The following is a 16,621-nucleotide window of genomic DNA, read 5'->3' as shown; positions in this document are numbered from 1 at the left end:
CCCGACGCCCGTGGCCTGGTGCAAACGTGATCGACACCTCCGGGACGATTGCCGACTCGCTCGCCGCTGTGGGTTCCGCCATTCGAGGAGACATGACATGACCGATCTCGACATCGAATGTCGTTCCGCTGGTATCGACTACGAGCGCGCGCTCATGCGCAGTCCGCTGGCCGCGCAGCTGCGTGTGGTCCAGTACCGAATCCGGGTGAAGATGACCGAACAGGGGGCGGTGTACCCTCGCGATCTCGTTGCATCGGCACTTCCGTCCAGTCGCCACGCAACGCTGAATTCTGCATGACGTCGCCGCGGGTGCATGACCTTCGAGACGCGTGCCCTGTGTGCCGCGGTGCACCTGTTCGCCATCACCGAGGGTTTCGTGGGACCGCTGTATTTCGTTTGGCTGGGCGCGTCCCTCGACCGGCGTGCTCTCGGCAGCCACCCCAACATGGTCGTGTTGGGATTTGGTGCCATCGCGGTGCACGGTGCCCTGCGCCTGACAGGCCGGTCCGCCGGACTCGGATACTTGCGGCAGCCCAGGTGGGCGTGCTCGGGGCGCCGGTGACCATCGCGGCAGCGGCCGCATCGCGGGTTTCCGCCCGCCGTCCTGTCCGACCCGGGTGGGCCTGCGGCGGCGCAAGGCATTTGGGTGTTTCGAGTTGTTCGAGACGGGGAACAGAGGTCGTGGAACGATCGGCACGACGCGAAACGGATCATGACGATGACAGATGACCAGGTCTGGCGCCTCAAGGGTGCGTGCATCGAAGACATGGATGCCTACGACTCGCAACAACTTCCCCGGCACGGACGCAAACGCGCAGAAAAGGCATGGCGCCTGTGCGCCGACTGCCCGGTGTTGCGCGACTGCGCGGAGCAGACCGCGCGCGATATCGAGTCGGGTCGCATTCCGGTCGGCGTTGTCGTCGCCGGTGCCGCCTATCACGACAATGCGAGCAACGGCCGCCGGACCGATGCGTACCGCACGCTCGAGTTCCTGATCGGGCGACCGCTGTCCAACCCTGCCGCTTGATCCTTGTCGTTCGATAACGCTACGGTCACCGAACGCTACGCATCAGGTAACGGCAACAGCTCTGTTCGACCCGAATCCGGCGCGTCTTCACGGGTCTGACCTGCGTCGGAGCGGGTTGCGCAACAATGTCTGCATGACCGCCGCGCACGTGACCCACTTCGGGCTGCCCGATGATGTTCAGACGGCACTCTCGCAGCGGGCACCGATAGAACAAGCCAAGGGAATGTTGATGGCCATGCATCGCATCTCCGCCGACGCAGCGTTCGCTCTGCTCGTCGACCGATCGCAGGGCACCAACCGAAAGCTCCGCGACATCGCACAGGAGTTGGTGGACAGGGCCTCCATAGACCGGTGATTGTCCAGGCAGCCCCGTACGCTGCTTTTTGAACGTACGGGGCCTGAGCAATGTGGCAGTCCGGACTACTTCATCACCTGATGTGCCGTATGCCCTGCCATGGCCGACCGAAACATCCCGTCCGGGGGCACCATTACAGGGCGGTCAGAAACGCGCGAGAATCGCACGCGCACAACGGACTACGGTCGCTCGGTCGTAGGACATCACGTAGTCGAATTCACGATCTGCATCGGCCTCGCCGCGGCGCAGGTCGATGGCAGCGAGCACTCCGCAGAAGTGTGGCCCGAGGACCACCACGTTCCACTCCTCGACGAGCGAGTCCGATGGGTCGAGCGGCGCGTGCACGATGCCACCCTCCTGCACGTATCCCATGCCCACGCCGTAGACGCCGGCATACGAGATCTGCTCCGCCATCGATACCCAGCGGGCACGGCTGGTGGGAGTGAAGTGTTCGGCCCTCTGAAAAGTGCCGAGTACCAACGTTTCCTGGCCCGCTGATGCAGCCTGCATCTCGAGGGACGTGCTCATCGCGACCAGTAAGCGCTTGGTGCTTCGCGTAGCGATCTTGCCTGCGGCCGCGATGGCGTACGGCGATTCCATAGCGATCGCGGGAGTGCTCCAGGTGGGGAACGGGGGCATCACTTCGGCGGCGTCGGCCGGAAGCTCTTCGGTCGACGATGCGGCCGGGTACAGCTCGCCCACCCCGTACGTCGCACCGAGTCCGAGTGCGCGGCTGCGATGCAGCGCCGTGTCGACTCCGCTGGCGACGACCACCGCGCCCGTTCGTTCGACCTGGGCCGACACGGCGTGGGCGGTTCGCGCGGTGGACAGGCCGGGTCGTGTGGACACCATAGTTTCCGCGAGGATGATCACGTCCGGTTCGATGAGCGGGAGCAGTGTCATCGATTGCGGCCGACGACCGACGTCGTCGACGGCGATCACCTTACCGTCGCGCCGGGCCTTGTCGATCGCCGCGAGAGTACGAGCGGGGCTGTCCACGAGCGCCGCTTCGGTGACGACGACGATGTCGCGGCGGAGTTGCTCTTCGGTGGCGGAGTCGATGGCGGCGAGCGAGCCGACATCCATCGAGACGAGCATCGGCAGTCGCACCGCCTGCTCGAGTCGGGCCACTCCCCACGCCAGTGCGTCGAGTTCACGCTTGGCGTCCATTGCTCTGGCGGCGCGCTTGAGGGCGTCGGCCGAGGCGAGTGGGCCACCTTCGGGGCCACGTAGTTGAACTTCGATCGCTGCGAGCGCGCCGTTGTCCAATCGACAGACCGGGGCGAAATACGGCTGCACCGTCAACTCTCCCGTGTCCGTGTCGACTGTAGATCCTGCTTCGGCCAGCGCGAACGTCACACCACAGTTTGACACGAAAAGTCGACCCCCGTCCGGCGGGGGTTGGCTGGTCTTCAAACCTGATTTTCGTAGTTTCTTCTCGCTGAACCCATGGTGGACGACGAAGGTGTCACGGGGGTCGTCGCAACCATCTCGTTTGGGTAACTTTGTATAACGCTCCGATAACGAGACGCGAGCTCGTTCCGAATGCCGCCTCGACCCCACCGACTTCGTCGAACCGGGCCGAAAACCCATGATGCAGTTGACTTTCGGAATCGAAGCCGAATTACGTTACTACGGCGAACAACAAACGTACCGACCGTATTGTGACTTGTCACAGAGTTGAAATGAAACAATTCCGACATACGTTTCGTCACCCTAACGTCCCTCCTGGCTACCGGAGTTCCGGTGCCACCGGCTGCCCCGAGGGGGCTCCGGAGCCGCTTCTGGACTTGGAGGACCGATCGATGACGCTCAACCCGCCGACCCGCTCTCGTACACTCGCCGCCGTACTCGCCGCAGTAGCCATCACCGGGGCGACAGTCGGTGCCGCCAGCGCCAGTGCCGCCACCATCTCACCTGCAGGAACCGCCTTCACTGCACCCGGAACAATCGTCGTGAGCACGCCGGCCTCGTTCGGAGTGCCGGTGAGTTGCTCCATCAATCTCATCGGTGCCACCAGCGCCGACGGCTCCTCGGCTTCGATCACCGACGCCAAGATCAGCGGCTCCAACCGTCTGTGCAACCTGCCGCAGCTGAAGAACCTGCCCTGGACCCTCACCCCCACCAGCGCCACCACCGGCGAAGTGTCCAATGTGGGCTTCTCGCTGGTCGGTTACAACTGCGGCCCGGCCACCCTCGCCGGTTCGTTCGACAACATGACCAACACCCTCACCTCGACCAACCAGCCGATGTCCGGTAACTGCACGGTCAACAGCCTGTCCGTCCAGCCGAACCCGGCCTTCACCCTGTCCTGATTCTCGACCTCGTCCGACAAACAAACCGACATTCGAAGGAAACCACGTGAAGATCCGCAACAAGACTATCGTCACCATGGCGGCACTGGCCTCGTCCGTCGCACTGGCGACGATGGTGGCCGCCCCGGCCAACGCTGCCGACACGCTTCCCATCACGTTCCAGGCAGACACGACGACGATCATCGCCAAGACCGGTCAGCCGGTCGTGTTCCCGACTACCGACCTGGTCACCGACGTCGACCTGGTCGGCGGAACGGTTACCGGTTCGCTCGCCCTCCCGCAGGCATCGGCGAACCTCAAACTCGGCCCCGCAACGCTGGCCAATTTCACCATCTCGATCATCGACGCGACCCCGGTCTCCGGCACCCTCACCCAGGGCGGCCCCGCCGAAGCACCCACGTTGGATCTCGACGTTCAGCAGAGCTTCAAGATCCGGATCGACTCGGTGAAGCCCCTGGGCATCGACACCGGGTCGGCGGGCTCGGCGTCGGTCGACCTCATCCCCGCGGGCGCCAATTGCGTCACCGCCGAAACCACCGCCAACCTCACCGGTTCGCTCGATGCGATCGACCTGATCCAGAACAACCAGACCGACTCACATGTCAAGGGCACGTACACGATTCCGCAGTTCAAGAACTGTGGCGCGTTCACCTCGGTGCTCAATGCAATCATCGCCGGCCCGGGCAACACCCTCGACGTGCACCTGACCAACCCCGTCTTCGACGTCGGAACGCAGTCCGCGATCGCGGCCAAGGTTGCCAGCTAGAAGTACGCAGTAGACCCATCGTGGCGTCGACCGGTTCCGGATTCGGAATCGGTCGGCGCCTCACTTCCGTTCGTCGACGGGTCGGCACTCCAGAGAATCGTCCACGTACTGCGCGACGCGATTGCCGCCCAGTCCCTTGGCCTGATACATGGCCTTATCGGCGCGGCTCAGCAGATCGTTGATGTCGGCCTCGATTACCCGCGTCCCGACAGCCGCCTCTGCGATGCCCAACGAGGCGGTCAGTGGGGACCGATCCGTGTTGTCACACAGTCGGATTCGTAGCAGTTCGGATCGTTCGATCATCGAATCGAGACCGCCGACGCAGACGACCGCGAACTCTTCGCCGCCGAGTCGAACCGTGACAGCCGGCGCTGGGAAGACCTCGAGTATTCGGTTCGCGGTCAGTCGTATGACGGAATCTCCGTGCTCGTGTCCGTACCTGTCGTTGACCGCTTTGAAGTTGTCGATGTCGATCACGACCGCGGTCAAGGACGCGAGGGAACCGGATCGAAATTCGAGGTTGCCGATTGCCGCGTCGAATCCCCGCCGGTTCTGCATTCCGGTGAGGGGGTCGTAGAACGCGCCGGTTGCGTCGCGACGAAGCATCAAGAGAAAGGCGTGGCAGATCAGCGGGGCCGAGAACATCACCAGTATCAGCATCACGAGGTAGAGGTTGGTCTGCAGACGCTGCTCCGGGCCGTCCATCAGAGCCGAGACGTAGAGGGCAGCGGTGGTGACCAGCGCGAACATGTAGTGAGCCGTGAGCAGTTTGGGGCCGTGAAATCCCACGACATAGCTTCCCATGACTGTGAACAGGGCTGCCATGGGCAACACCATGGACGGTTCGTCGGTGGTGAGGAGAACAGCGGCAAGCAGAACGTCGGCGTACAGAACGAATGCAATGGACAGCTGCCAGCTCGGCCAGCCACCGAGCACCCAGGCCAGCCCCAACGGTGCCGTCGAGACAACGGTGACCCACAGGGGCCAGTTGCCGAGGCTACCGTCGGCGAGAGCCGGAATCGTCAGGGCGATCGCTGCAGCAACGCCGTACAGCCAACACCAGATTCCGATGAAAACCCTGGTGACGCGCAACGCGCGTTGAGATCGTGCGTATGCGACGTTCCACCCGTAGTCGACCGGAAGCGACCACCATTGGCGAAGACTGTTCACAATGCAGAGCAGCTTTCCTCGTATCCCGACCTGGAGCGACAAGTCAACCACAGACGAAACCACCTGGTCCGCAAAGTCGTGAACTTCCCGACCACGGGCTAACCGCGCATACCGTCGGCCAACTCGAGCACCCGGCCCGCATAGGTCGTGACGTACGCGTCGAGGGCTTGCTGGGACAGCTCGGGGCACCCGGCCCTACGGAAGAAGTGCTCGAGATCCACCAGCCGGGCCCCGAGTCCGACCCGCCGGCGGTCCAGCGCCTCCAGCTCCGCGACCAAGACCTCGAGTTCCTCGGCTTTTCGCATTACGTCATCCATCGGATCACCGTCCACTTCGCTGAAGCTGTGCACAGATTGGGCGGCGGAGCCGGGCTTCCCTCCCAGCCCCGCCGAGCGCAACTCTACGCCGAATCGAACATGTGTGCGAATCCAGCAAGCTCAGCGGTTTTGTACCACTCATACTGTGCACAATCAGCGGAGGTGGCCTACAGTCTGTGACATGCTCCAGATGAGGGGTCCGAACGGGGTTCGACCGCCAGGCTCGACACATCCTGTTCACGTGGCGCTCTTGGTAATCCTCACGATTACTATGGTCGCTCTGGTCATCCTTGCAATCCATGAAGGTCGCCTCTGACCTCGGACCTTCGTTACCGCTGACTCACGGCCGCACTTCGGGCACGATCGTCACCCGCGCCCCCGGGTCCGCGGCGAGTACCGCCGTCCGCAGCGCGCGCAGGTATTCCAGATATGCCGGGTACCCGCGCAGTTGTCGCGGGCCGATGGGCGTCACCGTTCCCGATGCCGGGTTGCGAACGTACTGCTCGATCTGTGAACGCGCCTGTGCACCATCGAGTCTCGTATCCGCGATGACCAGGAACCGCATCACCGTCTCGCGCTTCCTCCCCAAACCACGACGGTGCACTCCGAACCAGAGGCGAGTGCCGTCCGGACCGAGATACTCGATACCCCATCCACCGACGCTACGTTCGGCGGCGTCGACGACCATTCGGGCGAGATCCTGAACGGTCATCGTCGACGAAATATCGATGCACGCGTCTTGACGACGTGTGGTCATGTACTGCCAGCTTCCTGCAATTCCACCGAATAACTCCCCGACATTCGGTGCAGATCGGCGAATCCAACAGCTCACAGGGAGTTCGGCACGACGAATCGCGCAGGCAGCGGCGGCATCCGCTGCTGCGGCAACCTCGGCCACCACCCTCGGTCGCGAGGCCGCGTCGCCACACACCAGCTTCCACCGCGACTCGACTGCCGCAATGGAGAGTCGGGATGTTGTACAAATTTTAGAATTTGTACAACAGGATGACAAATCCGGTGTATTGTCCATTTCATAGTGATCGGCCTTACACGAGGAGTGACGATGACCGCATCGAACGTCGACAACCATGCGCTGGCACCGGTTGCCGAGTGGCACGACCGAAAGCGATACCTCTGGCTGATGGGATTGATCCCGCCCACGGCGGTGTTCATGGCCACCGGCCTGGTCTGGGCCTTCAACCAGCTCGGCTGGAACTCGGTGTCCCCGGTCTGGTGGTGGATCGGTGCGCTGCTCGTCTACGGATTGCTCCCAATCCTCGACCGCTTCTTCGGCCCCGACGGTGACAACCCGCCCGACGAGGTGATGAAAGCGCTGGAGGAAGACAAGTACTACCGGTACTGCACCTACGCCTACATTCCGTTTCAGCTCGCCAGCCTTGTGTTCGCCTGCTATCTCTGGTCGGCCGACAACCTGTCCTGGCTCGGAATCGACGGGGGTCTGGGACTGATCTCGAAGATCGGTCTGGCAATCAGCATCGGCGTGATGGGCGGCGTCGGTATCAACACCGCCCACGAGCTCGGCCACAAGAAGGACAGCCTCGAGCGCTGGTTGTCGAAAATCACACTGGCGCAGACGTTCTACGGCCACTTCTACATCGAACACAATCGCGGCCACCATGTTCGGGTCGCCACTCCCGAGGATCCGGCGAGCTCGAAGTTCGGCGAGTCGTTCTGGGCATTCTTGCCACGAAGCGTGTGGGGCAGCCTGAAGTCGTCCTGGGAACTCGAGAAGACTCGCATGGAACGACTGGGCAAGCGCACCTGGAGCCTCGAGAACGACGTACTCAACGCGTGGCTGATGTCGGTGGTTCTGTACGCGGTACTGATCGCGGTATTCGGTCCGATCGTGTTGCCGTTCTTGGTCATTCAGGCAATCTACGGATTCTCACTGCTCGAGACGGTCAACTACCTCGAGCACTACGGCCTGCAGCGCCAGAAGAAGGACAACGGCCGCTACGAGCGATGCACCCCCGAGCACAGCTGGAACTCCGATCACATCGTCACCGACATCTTCCTGTATCACCTTCAGCGGCACAGCGATCACCACGCCAATCCCACCCGCCGCTACCAGACCCTGCGCAGCATGGATGGAGCGCCCAACTTGCCGAGCGGGTACGCGAGCATGATCTCGCTGGCGTACTTCCCGCCCGTGTGGCGCAAGGTGATGGACCACCGCGTTCTCGATCACTACGACGGTGACATCACGAAGGTCAACATCGCGCCGTCCAAGCGGGAGAAGATCCTCGCCGCGCACGGAGCCAAGTGATGGCTGCCTTCGAGTGCCCGGTGTGCGAGTTCGTGTACGACGAGGCCAACGGCGCTCCGCGCGAGGGCTTCCCGGCCGGCACCGCATGGGCCGACGTACCGGACGATTGGCCGTGTCCCGACTGCGGTGTCCGCGAGAAAATCGACTTCAGGAGTAAGGCATGAAGCTCTACCGCTGCGTTCAGTGCGGTTTCGAGTACGACGAGGAACTGGGCTGGCCCGAGGACGGAATCGAGCCCGGCACACGCTGGGACGATATTCCCGACGACTGGTCGTGCCCCGATTGCGGCGCTGCCAAGGCCGATTTCGAGATGGTCGAGGTCGAACGCGGGTGAATACTGGGCAACCCGAGAACATCGTGATCGTCGGCACCGGCGCCACCGGGTACACCGCCGCCAAAGTGCTACGCGCCGAGGGCTTCACGGGTTCCATCACGCAGATCGGAAGTGAGCAGGAGGCCACCTACCGTCGTCCTGCGGTCTCCAAGGAGCTGCTGCTGGGCACCAAGTCGGTCGATCAGGTCCGGTTGGGTGCACCCATCGACGGCGTGGACGTCCGCGCGGGCGTCACGGCTGTCGCCGTCACCGACTCGGCCGTGCAGCTCGACGAGGGCGACCCGGTTCCGTACGACGCGTTGCTGCTCGCAACCGGTTCGCGGGCACGGCAACTCGACCTGCCGAGCTCGGCTCACGTGTTCACTCTCCGCACCGTCGCCGATGTCGCACCGCTGCATGCCGACATCGAGCGCACCGGATCACTGTTGGTGATCGGCGGCGGCTTGATCGGGTGCGAGGCGGCGGCAGCAGCCCGATCGCTCGGTGCCGAGGTGACAGTGCTCGAGGCAGCATCGGCTCCGCTGAACCGGATCGCACCTGCCGCGATATCGCAGATGTATCGAGACCTGCATGCGGACAACGGCATCGAGATGCACACCGACGTCATCGTGACGACCCTCGAGGAGCGCGGCGAAATCCTGGTGGTCACCTCTGCGGACGGCCGCTCATGGTCCGCCGGCACCGTTCTGGTATCCGTCGGCGCGGTCCCCAACACCGAGCTCGCCGCGCAACTCGGTCTCGAGATCGGCTCCGGCATTCTGGTCGACGCGGGGATGCGCACCTCGACACCGACCGTCTACGCCGCGGGAGACGTCGCCGAAGTGCCCAACACGATCCTCGGCGGCACCTATCGGAGTGAGCACTGGAACGGTGCCGTCGATCAGGCCACTCGGGCCGCACGGTCCATTCTCGGTCTCGATGTCGGCAGTCTCGATGTGCCGTGGGGCTGGTCCACTCAGCACGGCGTCAACCTGCAGTTCGCGGGGTGGACCGGTGTCGACGACGAGTACGTCGTGGTTCGCGGCTCCATCGAGGACCGCCGCTTCACCGCCTGTGCGCTGCGCGGCGACACCCTCGTCGGGGCGATCGGTGTGGGCTACCCCAAGGACATCCGACAGATCAGATCCCTCATCGCGCACGGAGACCGCGTAGACCGGGAACTCCTCGGAGAAGATTGGCTGGATCAGCCGCATGCGGTCGTTCGATAGAGTCGTGTTCATGCCCGCAGCCGAACAGACATCGACCCCCGGTCGATACCGTGAAGCCGCGTCCACCCTTGCCCGCGATACCGCACTCGATGCGTTGCGCGAGTTGTTGCACGAGCGCAACTGGCGCAACGTCACGATGAGCCACATCGCCAAGGCGGCAGGGCTGAGCAGACAGAGCCTGTACAACGAGTTCGGTTCACGGCGCGGCGTCGCCCAGGGGTACGCCATCAGATTGACGGACCTCTTCGTCGCCATGTGCGAAACGGCGCTGTATCAACACGAGAACGACGCATCGGCCGCTCTGCGCCAGGGCTTCTCGTCGTTCTTCGAGCTCAGCGCTCTCGATCCCCTCGTGCGATCACTGCACGGTGGCGACGCACCGGAGGATCTTCTGCGTCTGATCACCACCGACAGCGAAGTACTCATCGACCGCGCGGGTGAGCGTCTGGCGGAGACATTTCAGCGCGGGTGGGTGGGCGCTAGCCCACGACAGGCCGACGTCGTCAGCAAGGCCATCGTGCGCCTGGCCCTGAGCTACATTCCAGAGCCGCCCGATGACATCACCGCAGCAGCCGATGATCTGGCGCTGCTACTCACGCCGTTCATCGACTCCATCACCGCCGACAGCTGACCTCGACGTCCACAGTTCGCCCTGGCCCGTACTCCCTCCGCCGCTGCTCCGCCGCCGCTGCTCCGCCGCCCCCCGATTCTGGCAAACGCGCGCGCGTTTGCCAGGTGCGCGCAAAATAGGCCCGGATCGGTGGCGAAACCGCACGCGTCTGACGAATGCGCGCGCGTTTGCCGACGCACAGCCGGATCAGTCGACGTCCACACGGCTACGCGGTGGGCCAGTGGGGGCACTTCTCCCGCCGTCGCGCAGCGCGACCACTGTCCATCCCGCTCCGACCAACGACAAGGCCAATACAGCTCCAATTGCGATCATGCGATAACAATGGACTGCTTTCGTGGTGAATAGTGCAGTCCAGTGTGCAAGAGTGGCCTGTATGGATCCTTTCGACGCAACGGCGATCTCGGCCCCGGAGTTGGCAGCGCGGATCGGCCCGTCGACGCTGCGGAACAGATCCGGCGGTCCGCTCTACCTCGAGATCGCCGACGAGTTGCGGCGGTTGATCGAGAACGGCGAGGTGTCGGCTCAGACGCGGTTGCCCGCCGAGCGGGCGCTGTCGATCAGTCTCGATGTCAGTCGGGTCACGGTGGCGTCGGCATACAAGCATCTACGCGAGGGCGGGTGGATCAGTGCCCAGCGCGGTTCGGGCACATACGTTTCGTCTACCCGTTCGCTGCCGTCATGGGGTTCGCTTGCGGGCGATCGGGAGACTGCAAACTTGGAGTTCGTCAACGCCTCCCCCTCTGCATCGCCCCTACTGTCCGATGCGTACGGTGTTGCGGCGGAAGAGATTCGAGACCGTTTCACCTTAGGCGGCTATGCTCCGTCAGGTCTGTTCGAGCTTCGCGAATCCGTTGCCGCGTACTACCGAGGGCGCGGAGTACCGACCATTGCCGACAACATTCTCGTCACCTCCGGTGCCACCGATGCCATCCACGCGGTGTTGGCGACATTCACCGAGCCCGGTGCCCGAGTATTGGTCGAGCACCCGACGTATCCGGGTGTCGTCGAACTCGTTCATTCACTGGGCGGCCGATGCATCCCGGTGGCCATCGACCCGGACGACACCGACGAATTCGTGACATCGGCAGACCGAGCCGCTCGGCAGAGCGCTCCCACGCTGGCGTACTTCATGCCCGATTTCTCCAATCCATCCGGTGCTCGACTCCCCCTTCGCACTCGCCGGCAACTGTCGGCCACCATGCATCGCCATGCAGTACTGACCATCGTCGACGAGGTAGCAGCGGACTTGTGCCTCGACGGGTCGCCCGACGTCGAACCCTTCGGCGCGGCAACCCCGGACGTTGCGACGGTGACGATCGGTTCGACGAGCAAGACCGTGTGGGGAGGGCTGCGAGTCGGCTGGGTTCGAGCCGAGGCAGGTCTGTTGGCGAGAATCGCCGCAACCTATGCGCGACGCCAACTTTCGGTGTCCGTCATCGATCAGTTGGCCGCGACGGAGTTGCTGGGCCGATACGACGAGGTGCGTCGGGTGCGCGCAAACACGTCGAGAATCGCACGCGATCACACCGTCGCGCTGATACGAGATCGATTGCCTGATTGGCGCTTTCGCGTTCCGGACGGAGGCCTGGCATTGTGGTGTTCCCTTCCCGACGGCACCCGATCGAGTGCACTCGTCGCCGAAGCCCATTCGCACGGTTTACTGCTGGCACCCGGATTGCGATTCGGAACGGGATACGCCTTCGACGATCATCAGCGCATTCCCTTCACCCGTTCACTGCCCGACATCACCTCAGCCGTAGAGATCCTTGCTCGCCTGAGTTCGGCGGGTACGCCGACACCATCGATCGCGTCGAACAGACCCGCAGCGGTGGTCTGAGCCCCGACGCCGCAGGGCCTTCCCCGGTCTCGCGTCTACCCCCGCCCCCGCAAACGCGCGCGCGTTTGCGAGACGCTCGCGAATTGGTCACCTGTTCGCTAGCTGAAACGCGCGCACCTGCCGAATGCACGCGCGTTTGTGCCACCGACGCCCAACCTGCGATGTCCGAAGACCTCAGCGAACCGACTTCTTTTCGTAGATCGCCATCGCCCAGACGTACCCCGCCAGAGTGATCACTGCGCACCAGGCAAGTGCCAGTGGCAGATTCGCGCCCAGCGGCTCCCCCGCCAACAGTCCGCGCAGGGTTTCGACGAACGGCGTGAACGGTTGATAGTCGGCGAACCATCGCAATCCCGACGGCATCGTGTCGGTCGGGACGAACCCGCTTCCCAGAAAAGGTAACAGCAGCAACAGCATCGGCAGATTGCTCGCGGTTTCCACCGACTTCGACGCCATTCCCATCGCCACCGCGAGCCAACTGATTGCAAACGCAATGAGCACCACCATCGAGCCGGCCAAGATCCATTGCAGCAAAACTACATTCGGGCGAAAGCCCACAGCGACTCCCACTACCAGCACAACCACCACTCCGAGAACAGCCTGCACCGTATTGCCGAGAACGTGGCCGGCCAGAACCGCAGCCCGCGAGATCGCCATCGTTCGGAACCTCGCGGTGATGCCTTCGGTCATGTCCATTGCGACGGTGGTTGCCGTCCCACCGGCTGTGCCGGCGATCGTCATGGCGAGGATGCCAGGCATCACATACGGCAGATACGCAGTGCGTCCACCTCCGGAATCCACACCGGGAAGCCCTGCGCCGAGCGTTCCCCCGAACACGAAGACGAACAACATCAGAAACACCACGGGTGCTCCGACGACGAACATCGTCAGACCCGGATACCGCACGATGTGCAGCAGATTTCGGCGGAGCATCGTGATCGAGTCGCCGACCGTATACGTGATCGTTGTGGTCATGACGCTTCCTTGCTGTCGGTCCGCCCGGTCAGTGCCATGAACACGTCATCGAGGTCGGGGGTATGGATACTCAGGTCGTCGGCCTCAACGCCGGCGGAGCCAAGTCGATCCAACACCGCCTGCAGTGTTCGGACGCTTCCATCCGTGGGTACCGACAGCGCAAGGCTGTCAGCGTCGACCACCGCATCACCGAATGCGCGGGTTGCGTCGTCGAACGCTGCGACATCGGCGAAGCACAATCGGATGTGGCCGCCAGGTATGCGACGCTTCAGCTCGTCCGGGGTACCGTCGGCGACGATCCGGCCGCCGTCGAGTACTGCGACACGATCTGCGAGTTCGTCTGCCTCGTCGAGATATTGGGTGGTGAGCAGCACTGTGGTGCCGTCCGATACGAGGGATCGGACGATGTCCCACATGGTGCGTCGGCTTCGTGGGTCGAGACCGGTGGTCGGCTCGTCGAGAAAGATCACGCGTGGTGGAGCGACGAGACTCATCGCGAGATCGAGCCGGCGTCGCATACCACCCGAGTACGTGGACAACGGCTTTCGACCGGCCTCGACGAGATCGAACTGCTCGAGCAACTCCGTCACCCGCGGTGTGGATCGCGAGCCGAGATGACGCAGTCTGGCCATCAACATCAGGTTCTCCTCGCCCGTCAGGAGGTTGTCGACCGCCGAGAACTGACCGGTGAGACCGATTGCTGCACGAACGCCGTCAGGATTTTCGACGACGTCGCAGCCTGCGACTGTTGCCGAACCACCCTCCGGCCGAACGAGAGTGGACAGAATATGGACGGTCGTGGTCTTGCCTGCCCCGTTGGATCCCAGCAGAGCAGTAACGGTGCCGGCGTCGACGGCGAGGTCGACACCGTCGAGTACACGTTTGTCGCCGAAAGACTTTCGCAGTCCGCGGACGTGAATCGCAGATGTATTCATGGGGTGCCTGTCCTTCTCAGCTGTGCCGGACGGCAATGTCGCCGTATCGCGTTCGAGCGCGAATCGTCACGCTTTCCTCCGTCTCGTCGGGTGCGCCTTCGGGCGTGAGTTCGTTGCGAACGTGACCGTCCTTGGACGACAGATCGAGCCACGCGGGCACGCCGCGCCGAACACCGACGGTGACCTGCCCGTATCCGCTCTCGACTTGGATTGCGCCACCGGTCACTTCGTGGAGAGTGATGCTGCCGTATGCGGTCTTCGCACTCACTCCGCCGAGTGACCTCTCGACATCGAGATCGCCGTAGGAGAGCTTGGCATCCAGTTCGGTGCCCGACTCCCGCACCATGATCGAGCCGTGCGACGCCTTGAGCGCCGCATCACCGACGACCGTTCCGAGTCGAATCTGGCCGTGGTCAGCGGTGATATCGATACTGCCCAGTGCAGTACCGACGGTCGCGTTACCGTGCCCGGCGCGCACCCACAGGTCCACTGCCGAATCCACTTCCACCGGGCCCATCGAACTCTTGATCCGCACGGCACCGAGATCGCCCACGGTGCGTAGGCTGCCGGCTGCAACCTCCGCAGTGACTCGAGATCCCTGCGGTAGTTCGACTTTCACCTCGACGGACTCTGTCGGTCCGAAAAAGCTGATACGCGCCTTGGGGCCGATGACGGTGAGGCGTTCACCGTCGAAGTCGACCTTGGTGTTCTCGGCTCCCTTACGATCGACGGCTTTGGACGGGTTGGTGGGAGTGACGGTCACGACGGTGTCAGTGCGTTCTGTCGCAACGACTTCGATGCTGCCGACCTGCAGATCGATGGCCAGGTCGATCGGCGTCGGGGTAGCGAATTCGGGCATGGCGATGCCTCCTATGGGCATGGTTGTGAAACCCTGCTCGGTGCAGAGCTACTGAGAAGCTTTGGCAGAAGGGGGGATCAGCGCGCCCAGCCGGCGAAGTTGTCACCGGTACGAACCGTTCGTTGCGCAGCACGGCGCTGTTTGGGTTGAAGAGCAGTGGCGACGGCCCGCACCAACCAGGTGTTCACCGACATACCGTCCGACGCCGCGGCCTCGTCCACCCGCGATTTGAGCGCGTCCGGCAGTCGAAGAGTGGTGCGGGATGTGCTCGTATCGTCGAGTTCGATGCTGGGAGGAGTTTGTTCGTCGTCTTCCGGTTCCGAGACAGGTGCAGCCACGACGAATTCGATCTCACGTCCGCGGAGCCTGATGTCCACGGAACCAGGGGCAAGGTCGCGGTTGATGTCTCCTACCGCGGCCGACAGCACGTCGAGCATCACCAGACGCGTCGCCGCATCCATGCCGTCGACGAGTCTTTCAGCAGCGGCACGAGTGTTCTCGTCTCCGGTTGCTGCCGACTCGACCAACCGACGTTGGAGATCGTTGACGTACTGCCCAAGTTCCATGGTTCAACAATGACACCACAGTGGTGTCCCGTCAAGGCCAAATGGTGTCACGATGGTGTACGGCGGGCTTTACCGCAGCCTGTGGCACCCTCGCACCGCGTGGCCTCAGGGCCGAAGGGACTGGACGATTGCCGCGATACGACGCTCGCGGGTCTCGTCACGTTTCGCGTCAGCGACGGACCTTGCATGCTCTTTTCGCGTAGACGGTGCCAGCGCATCGAATGCTGCTCGGACAGCGAGATCCGCGTCCAAAGCTGTCGCCAGCGCCGGCGGTACCTCGATCACCTGCGGGAGCCGAGGGACGCAACCTGCTCGTCACTGAGCACGATCGCTGCCGCCGGGCCCCGCGATTCGAGGACCGTCGATACCCGCAGAACCGTTGCTGCCATGCGGGCAGGCTATCGGGCACGGGTGCGATCGGTGTCCACAATTCGCGTCGAGAGGCGGGATTCCGTCATCGGCCTCGAATAAAGGACAGCCAGCGCACCTGGCCGACAGTAATCAGACCTCGGCTTCCACGATCCGCTTGATTGCCGCCAGAGTACGAGGGATGCCGTCGAGGGCCGCCTGGCTACGAGTGTCGATTTCCTTCTGCGCGTCGTCGCCGAACTTGCGATGAAAGTGGGCGATGCCGCCGGGTAGAAAGTTCCAATTCTCGGTCAGGCGTGTGCCACCGTCCACCGACTCGAGGGTGTAGCCCCAGCGGACGAAGTTGTCGCCCACCACCCAAGCGAACTCACGGCCGGGTTCGGCTACAGCCACCGTCGACACGGTCTCCCATGTCCGACCCGGCACCACGTTTCGGCCGGTGAACGTCGATCCGACGCCGCCGCCATTGGCTTCGTTCCACCAGCATTCCTGGCAGATCGGACTCCATTCGCCCGTTCGGGTGATGTCGGAGACGACGGCGTACACGTCGTCGACCGACGCAGCGACGACGGTGGATTCGGAGAACTCGAGTGCGGTCATCTCACCATTGTCCCTTTGGGCCCCACGAAGCTGTGAGCAGAGTCGCTGCCCACAGCAGAACACCTGGTGT

The 16,621-nt window shown here is 63.4% G+C and carries 22 protein-coding genes and 1 pseudogene; 12 read left to right on the top strand and 11 right to left on the bottom strand.

Annotation, left to right across the window (positions count from 1 at the left end):
* Window positions 1–97: 97 nt before the first annotated feature.
* The 4 genes and pseudogenes from CH275_RS18465 to CH275_RS18450 all read left to right on the top strand — a co-directional run.
* Window positions 98–298 (top strand): hypothetical protein, encoded by a 201-nt coding sequence (locus tag CH275_RS18465; RefSeq protein ID WP_094679752.1) that lies wholly within the window; start codon window positions 98–100, stop codon window positions 296–298.
* A 15-nt stretch (window positions 299–313) separates the two neighbouring features.
* Entirely contained in the window at window positions 314–562 is a 249-nt protein-coding gene (locus CH275_RS18460) for a hypothetical protein (protein ID WP_094679751.1), read from the top strand.
* Between the two features lie 156 nt (window positions 563–718).
* Complete coding sequence (locus tag CH275_RS18455; RefSeq protein ID WP_179276214.1) at window positions 719–1,027, top strand: WhiB family transcriptional regulator; 309 nt, start codon at window positions 719–721, stop codon at window positions 1,025–1,027.
* 175 nt (window positions 1,028–1,202) lie between these two features.
* Window positions 1,203–1,382, top strand: a pseudogene (locus CH275_RS18450) (ANTAR domain-containing protein); the annotation flags it as partial.
* A 144-nt stretch (window positions 1,383–1,526) separates the two neighbouring features.
* Here CH275_RS18450 and CH275_RS18445 read toward each other — a convergent pair.
* Complete coding sequence (locus tag CH275_RS18445; RefSeq protein WP_094679748.1) at window positions 1,527–2,741, bottom strand: DICT sensory domain-containing protein; 1,215 nt, start codon at window positions 2,739–2,741, stop codon at window positions 1,527–1,529.
* 446 nt (window positions 2,742–3,187) lie between these two features.
* Between CH275_RS18445 and praA the strand changes: the two genes are divergently transcribed.
* A complete protein-coding gene (gene praA, locus CH275_RS18440) occupies window positions 3,188–3,697 on the top strand; it encodes an alkane oxidation protein activator PraA (RefSeq protein WP_094679747.1) in 510 nt (169 codons plus the stop codon).
* Between the two features lie 46 nt (window positions 3,698–3,743).
* Window positions 3,744–4,463 (top strand): hypothetical protein, encoded by a 720-nt coding sequence (locus CH275_RS18435; protein WP_094679746.1) that lies wholly within the window; start codon window positions 3,744–3,746, stop codon window positions 4,461–4,463.
* A 60-nt stretch (window positions 4,464–4,523) separates the two neighbouring features.
* Here the strand turns inward: CH275_RS18435 and CH275_RS18430 are convergent, their stop codons facing one another.
* The 3 genes from CH275_RS18430 to CH275_RS18420 form a co-directional block, all read right to left on the bottom strand.
* A complete protein-coding gene (locus CH275_RS18430) occupies window positions 4,524–5,633 on the bottom strand; it encodes a GGDEF domain-containing protein (RefSeq protein WP_143546817.1) in 1,110 nt (369 codons plus the stop codon).
* Window positions 5,634–5,731: 98 nt separating this feature from the next.
* Window positions 5,732–5,950, bottom strand: coding sequence for a hypothetical protein (locus tag CH275_RS18425; RefSeq protein WP_143546816.1), 219 nt, complete (start codon window positions 5,948–5,950; stop codon window positions 5,732–5,734).
* Window positions 5,951–6,290: 340 nt separating this feature from the next.
* On the bottom strand, window positions 6,291–6,707 hold the full coding sequence (locus CH275_RS18420; RefSeq protein ID WP_143546815.1) for a hypothetical protein: 417 nt from the start codon (window positions 6,705–6,707) through the stop codon (window positions 6,291–6,293).
* A 306-nt stretch (window positions 6,708–7,013) separates the two neighbouring features.
* Here CH275_RS18420 and CH275_RS18415 point away from each other — a divergent pair, with 306 nt between their 5' ends.
* From CH275_RS18415 to CH275_RS18395, 5 genes are read left to right on the top strand one after another with little or no spacing between them, the layout of a single operon-like run.
* Complete coding sequence (locus CH275_RS18415; protein WP_094679742.1) at window positions 7,014–8,237, top strand: alkane 1-monooxygenase; 1,224 nt, start codon at window positions 7,014–7,016, stop codon at window positions 8,235–8,237.
* Window positions 8,237–8,401, top strand: coding sequence for a rubredoxin (locus CH275_RS18410; RefSeq protein ID WP_094679741.1), 165 nt, complete (start codon window positions 8,237–8,239; stop codon window positions 8,399–8,401). Before CH275_RS18415 ends, CH275_RS18410 begins: the two co-directional genes overlap by 1 nt.
* On the top strand, window positions 8,398–8,571 hold the full coding sequence (locus CH275_RS18405; RefSeq protein WP_027495558.1) for a rubredoxin: 174 nt from the start codon (window positions 8,398–8,400) through the stop codon (window positions 8,569–8,571). Before CH275_RS18410 ends, CH275_RS18405 begins: the two co-directional genes overlap by 4 nt.
* A complete protein-coding gene (locus CH275_RS18400; protein ID WP_094679740.1) occupies window positions 8,568–9,779 on the top strand; it encodes an NAD(P)/FAD-dependent oxidoreductase in 1,212 nt (403 codons plus the stop codon). Before CH275_RS18405 ends, CH275_RS18400 begins: the two co-directional genes overlap by 4 nt.
* A 10-nt stretch (window positions 9,780–9,789) precedes the next feature.
* Complete coding sequence (locus tag CH275_RS18395) at window positions 9,790–10,410, top strand: TetR/AcrR family transcriptional regulator (protein ID WP_094679845.1); 621 nt, start codon at window positions 9,790–9,792, stop codon at window positions 10,408–10,410.
* A gap of 186 nt (window positions 10,411–10,596) precedes the next feature.
* Here the strand turns inward: CH275_RS18395 and CH275_RS30075 are convergent, their stop codons facing one another.
* Entirely contained in the window at window positions 10,597–10,722 is a 126-nt protein-coding gene (locus tag CH275_RS30075) for a hypothetical protein (protein ID WP_256991109.1), read from the bottom strand.
* Window positions 10,723–10,783: 61 nt separating this feature from the next.
* On the opposite strand from CH275_RS30075, the gene yczR reads away from it, so the two are divergent.
* Window positions 10,784–12,247: a MocR-like transcription factor YczR gene (yczR, locus tag CH275_RS18390; protein WP_094679844.1), complete on the top strand. Its 1,464-nt coding sequence runs from the start codon at window positions 10,784–10,786 to the stop codon at window positions 12,245–12,247.
* Between the two features lie 174 nt (window positions 12,248–12,421).
* On the opposite strand, the gene CH275_RS18385 is transcribed toward yczR, so the two are convergent.
* From CH275_RS18385 to CH275_RS18360, 6 genes are all read right to left on the bottom strand, one after another.
* Entirely contained in the window at window positions 12,422–13,222 is an 801-nt protein-coding gene (locus CH275_RS18385) for an ABC transporter permease (protein ID WP_094679739.1), read from the bottom strand.
* Entirely contained in the window at window positions 13,219–14,157 is a 939-nt protein-coding gene (locus CH275_RS18380) for an ATP-binding cassette domain-containing protein (RefSeq protein ID WP_094679738.1), read from the bottom strand. Before CH275_RS18380 ends, CH275_RS18385 begins: the two co-directional genes overlap by 4 nt.
* 16 nt (window positions 14,158–14,173) lie before the next feature.
* The gene (locus CH275_RS18375) at window positions 14,174–15,016 is read right to left on the bottom strand and encodes a DUF4097 family beta strand repeat-containing protein (protein WP_094679843.1); all 843 of its coding nucleotides are present in this window, start codon (window positions 15,014–15,016) and stop codon (window positions 14,174–14,176) included.
* A gap of 77 nt (window positions 15,017–15,093) precedes the next feature.
* A complete protein-coding gene (locus CH275_RS18370; protein ID WP_032376149.1) occupies window positions 15,094–15,582 on the bottom strand; it encodes a hypothetical protein in 489 nt (162 codons plus the stop codon).
* Window positions 15,583–15,687: 105 nt separating this feature from the next.
* Entirely contained in the window at window positions 15,688–15,867 is a 180-nt protein-coding gene (locus CH275_RS30070; RefSeq protein WP_094679737.1) for a YdeI/OmpD-associated family protein, read from the bottom strand.
* 216 nt (window positions 15,868–16,083) lie between these two features.
* Entirely contained in the window at window positions 16,084–16,551 is a 468-nt protein-coding gene (locus CH275_RS18360) for an SRPBCC family protein (protein WP_094679736.1), read from the bottom strand.
* Window positions 16,552–16,621: the final 70 nt, after the last annotated feature.

It is taken from the genome of Rhodococcus sp. 06-235-1A, assembly GCF_002258785.1.
Classification (GTDB): domain Bacteria; phylum Actinomycetota; class Actinomycetes; order Mycobacteriales; family Mycobacteriaceae; genus Rhodococcoides.
This window is presented reverse-complemented; position numbering and strand designations above follow the sequence as displayed.

Bases quoted from the DNA above. Each gene is read 5' to 3' on its own strand.
- CH275_RS18465 (WP_094679752.1), top strand. From the start codon at position 98: ATGACCGATCTCGACATCGAATGTCGTTCCGCTGGTATCGACTACGAG.
- CH275_RS18460 (WP_094679751.1), top strand. From the start codon at position 314: ATGACCTTCGAGACGCGTGCCCTGTGTGCCGCGGTGCACCTGTTCGCC.
- CH275_RS18455 (WP_179276214.1), top strand. From the start codon at position 719: ATGACAGATGACCAGGTCTGGCGCCTCAAGGGTGCGTGCATCGAAGAC.
- praA (WP_094679747.1), top strand. From the start codon at position 3,188: ATGACGCTCAACCCGCCGACCCGCTCTCGTACACTCGCCGCCGTACTC.
- CH275_RS18425 (WP_143546816.1), bottom strand. From the start codon at position 5,950: ATGGATGACGTAATGCGAAAAGCCGAGGAACTCGAGGTCTTGGTCGCG.
- CH275_RS18420 (WP_143546815.1), bottom strand. From the start codon at position 6,707: ATGACCACACGTCGTCAAGACGCGTGCATCGATATTTCGTCGACGATG.
- CH275_RS18415 (WP_094679742.1), top strand. From the start codon at position 7,014: ATGACCGCATCGAACGTCGACAACCATGCGCTGGCACCGGTTGCCGAG.
- CH275_RS18410 (WP_094679741.1), top strand. From the start codon at position 8,237: ATGGCTGCCTTCGAGTGCCCGGTGTGCGAGTTCGTGTACGACGAGGCC.
- CH275_RS18405 (WP_027495558.1), top strand. From the start codon at position 8,398: ATGAAGCTCTACCGCTGCGTTCAGTGCGGTTTCGAGTACGACGAGGAA.
- CH275_RS18395 (WP_094679845.1), top strand. From the start codon at position 9,790: ATGCCCGCAGCCGAACAGACATCGACCCCCGGTCGATACCGTGAAGCC.
- CH275_RS30075 (WP_256991109.1), bottom strand. From the start codon at position 10,722: ATGATCGCAATTGGAGCTGTATTGGCCTTGTCGTTGGTCGGAGCGGGA.
- yczR (WP_094679844.1), top strand. From the start codon at position 10,784: ATGGATCCTTTCGACGCAACGGCGATCTCGGCCCCGGAGTTGGCAGCG.
- CH275_RS18385 (WP_094679739.1), bottom strand. From the start codon at position 13,222: ATGACCACAACGATCACGTATACGGTCGGCGACTCGATCACGATGCTC.
- CH275_RS18380 (WP_094679738.1), bottom strand. From the start codon at position 14,157: ATGAATACATCTGCGATTCACGTCCGCGGACTGCGAAAGTCTTTCGGC.
- CH275_RS18375 (WP_094679843.1), bottom strand. From the start codon at position 15,016: ATGCCCGAATTCGCTACCCCGACGCCGATCGACCTGGCCATCGATCTG.
- CH275_RS18370 (WP_032376149.1), bottom strand. From the start codon at position 15,582: ATGGAACTTGGGCAGTACGTCAACGATCTCCAACGTCGGTTGGTCGAG.
- CH275_RS18360 (WP_094679736.1), bottom strand. From the start codon at position 16,551: ATGACCGCACTCGAGTTCTCCGAATCCACCGTCGTCGCTGCGTCGGTC.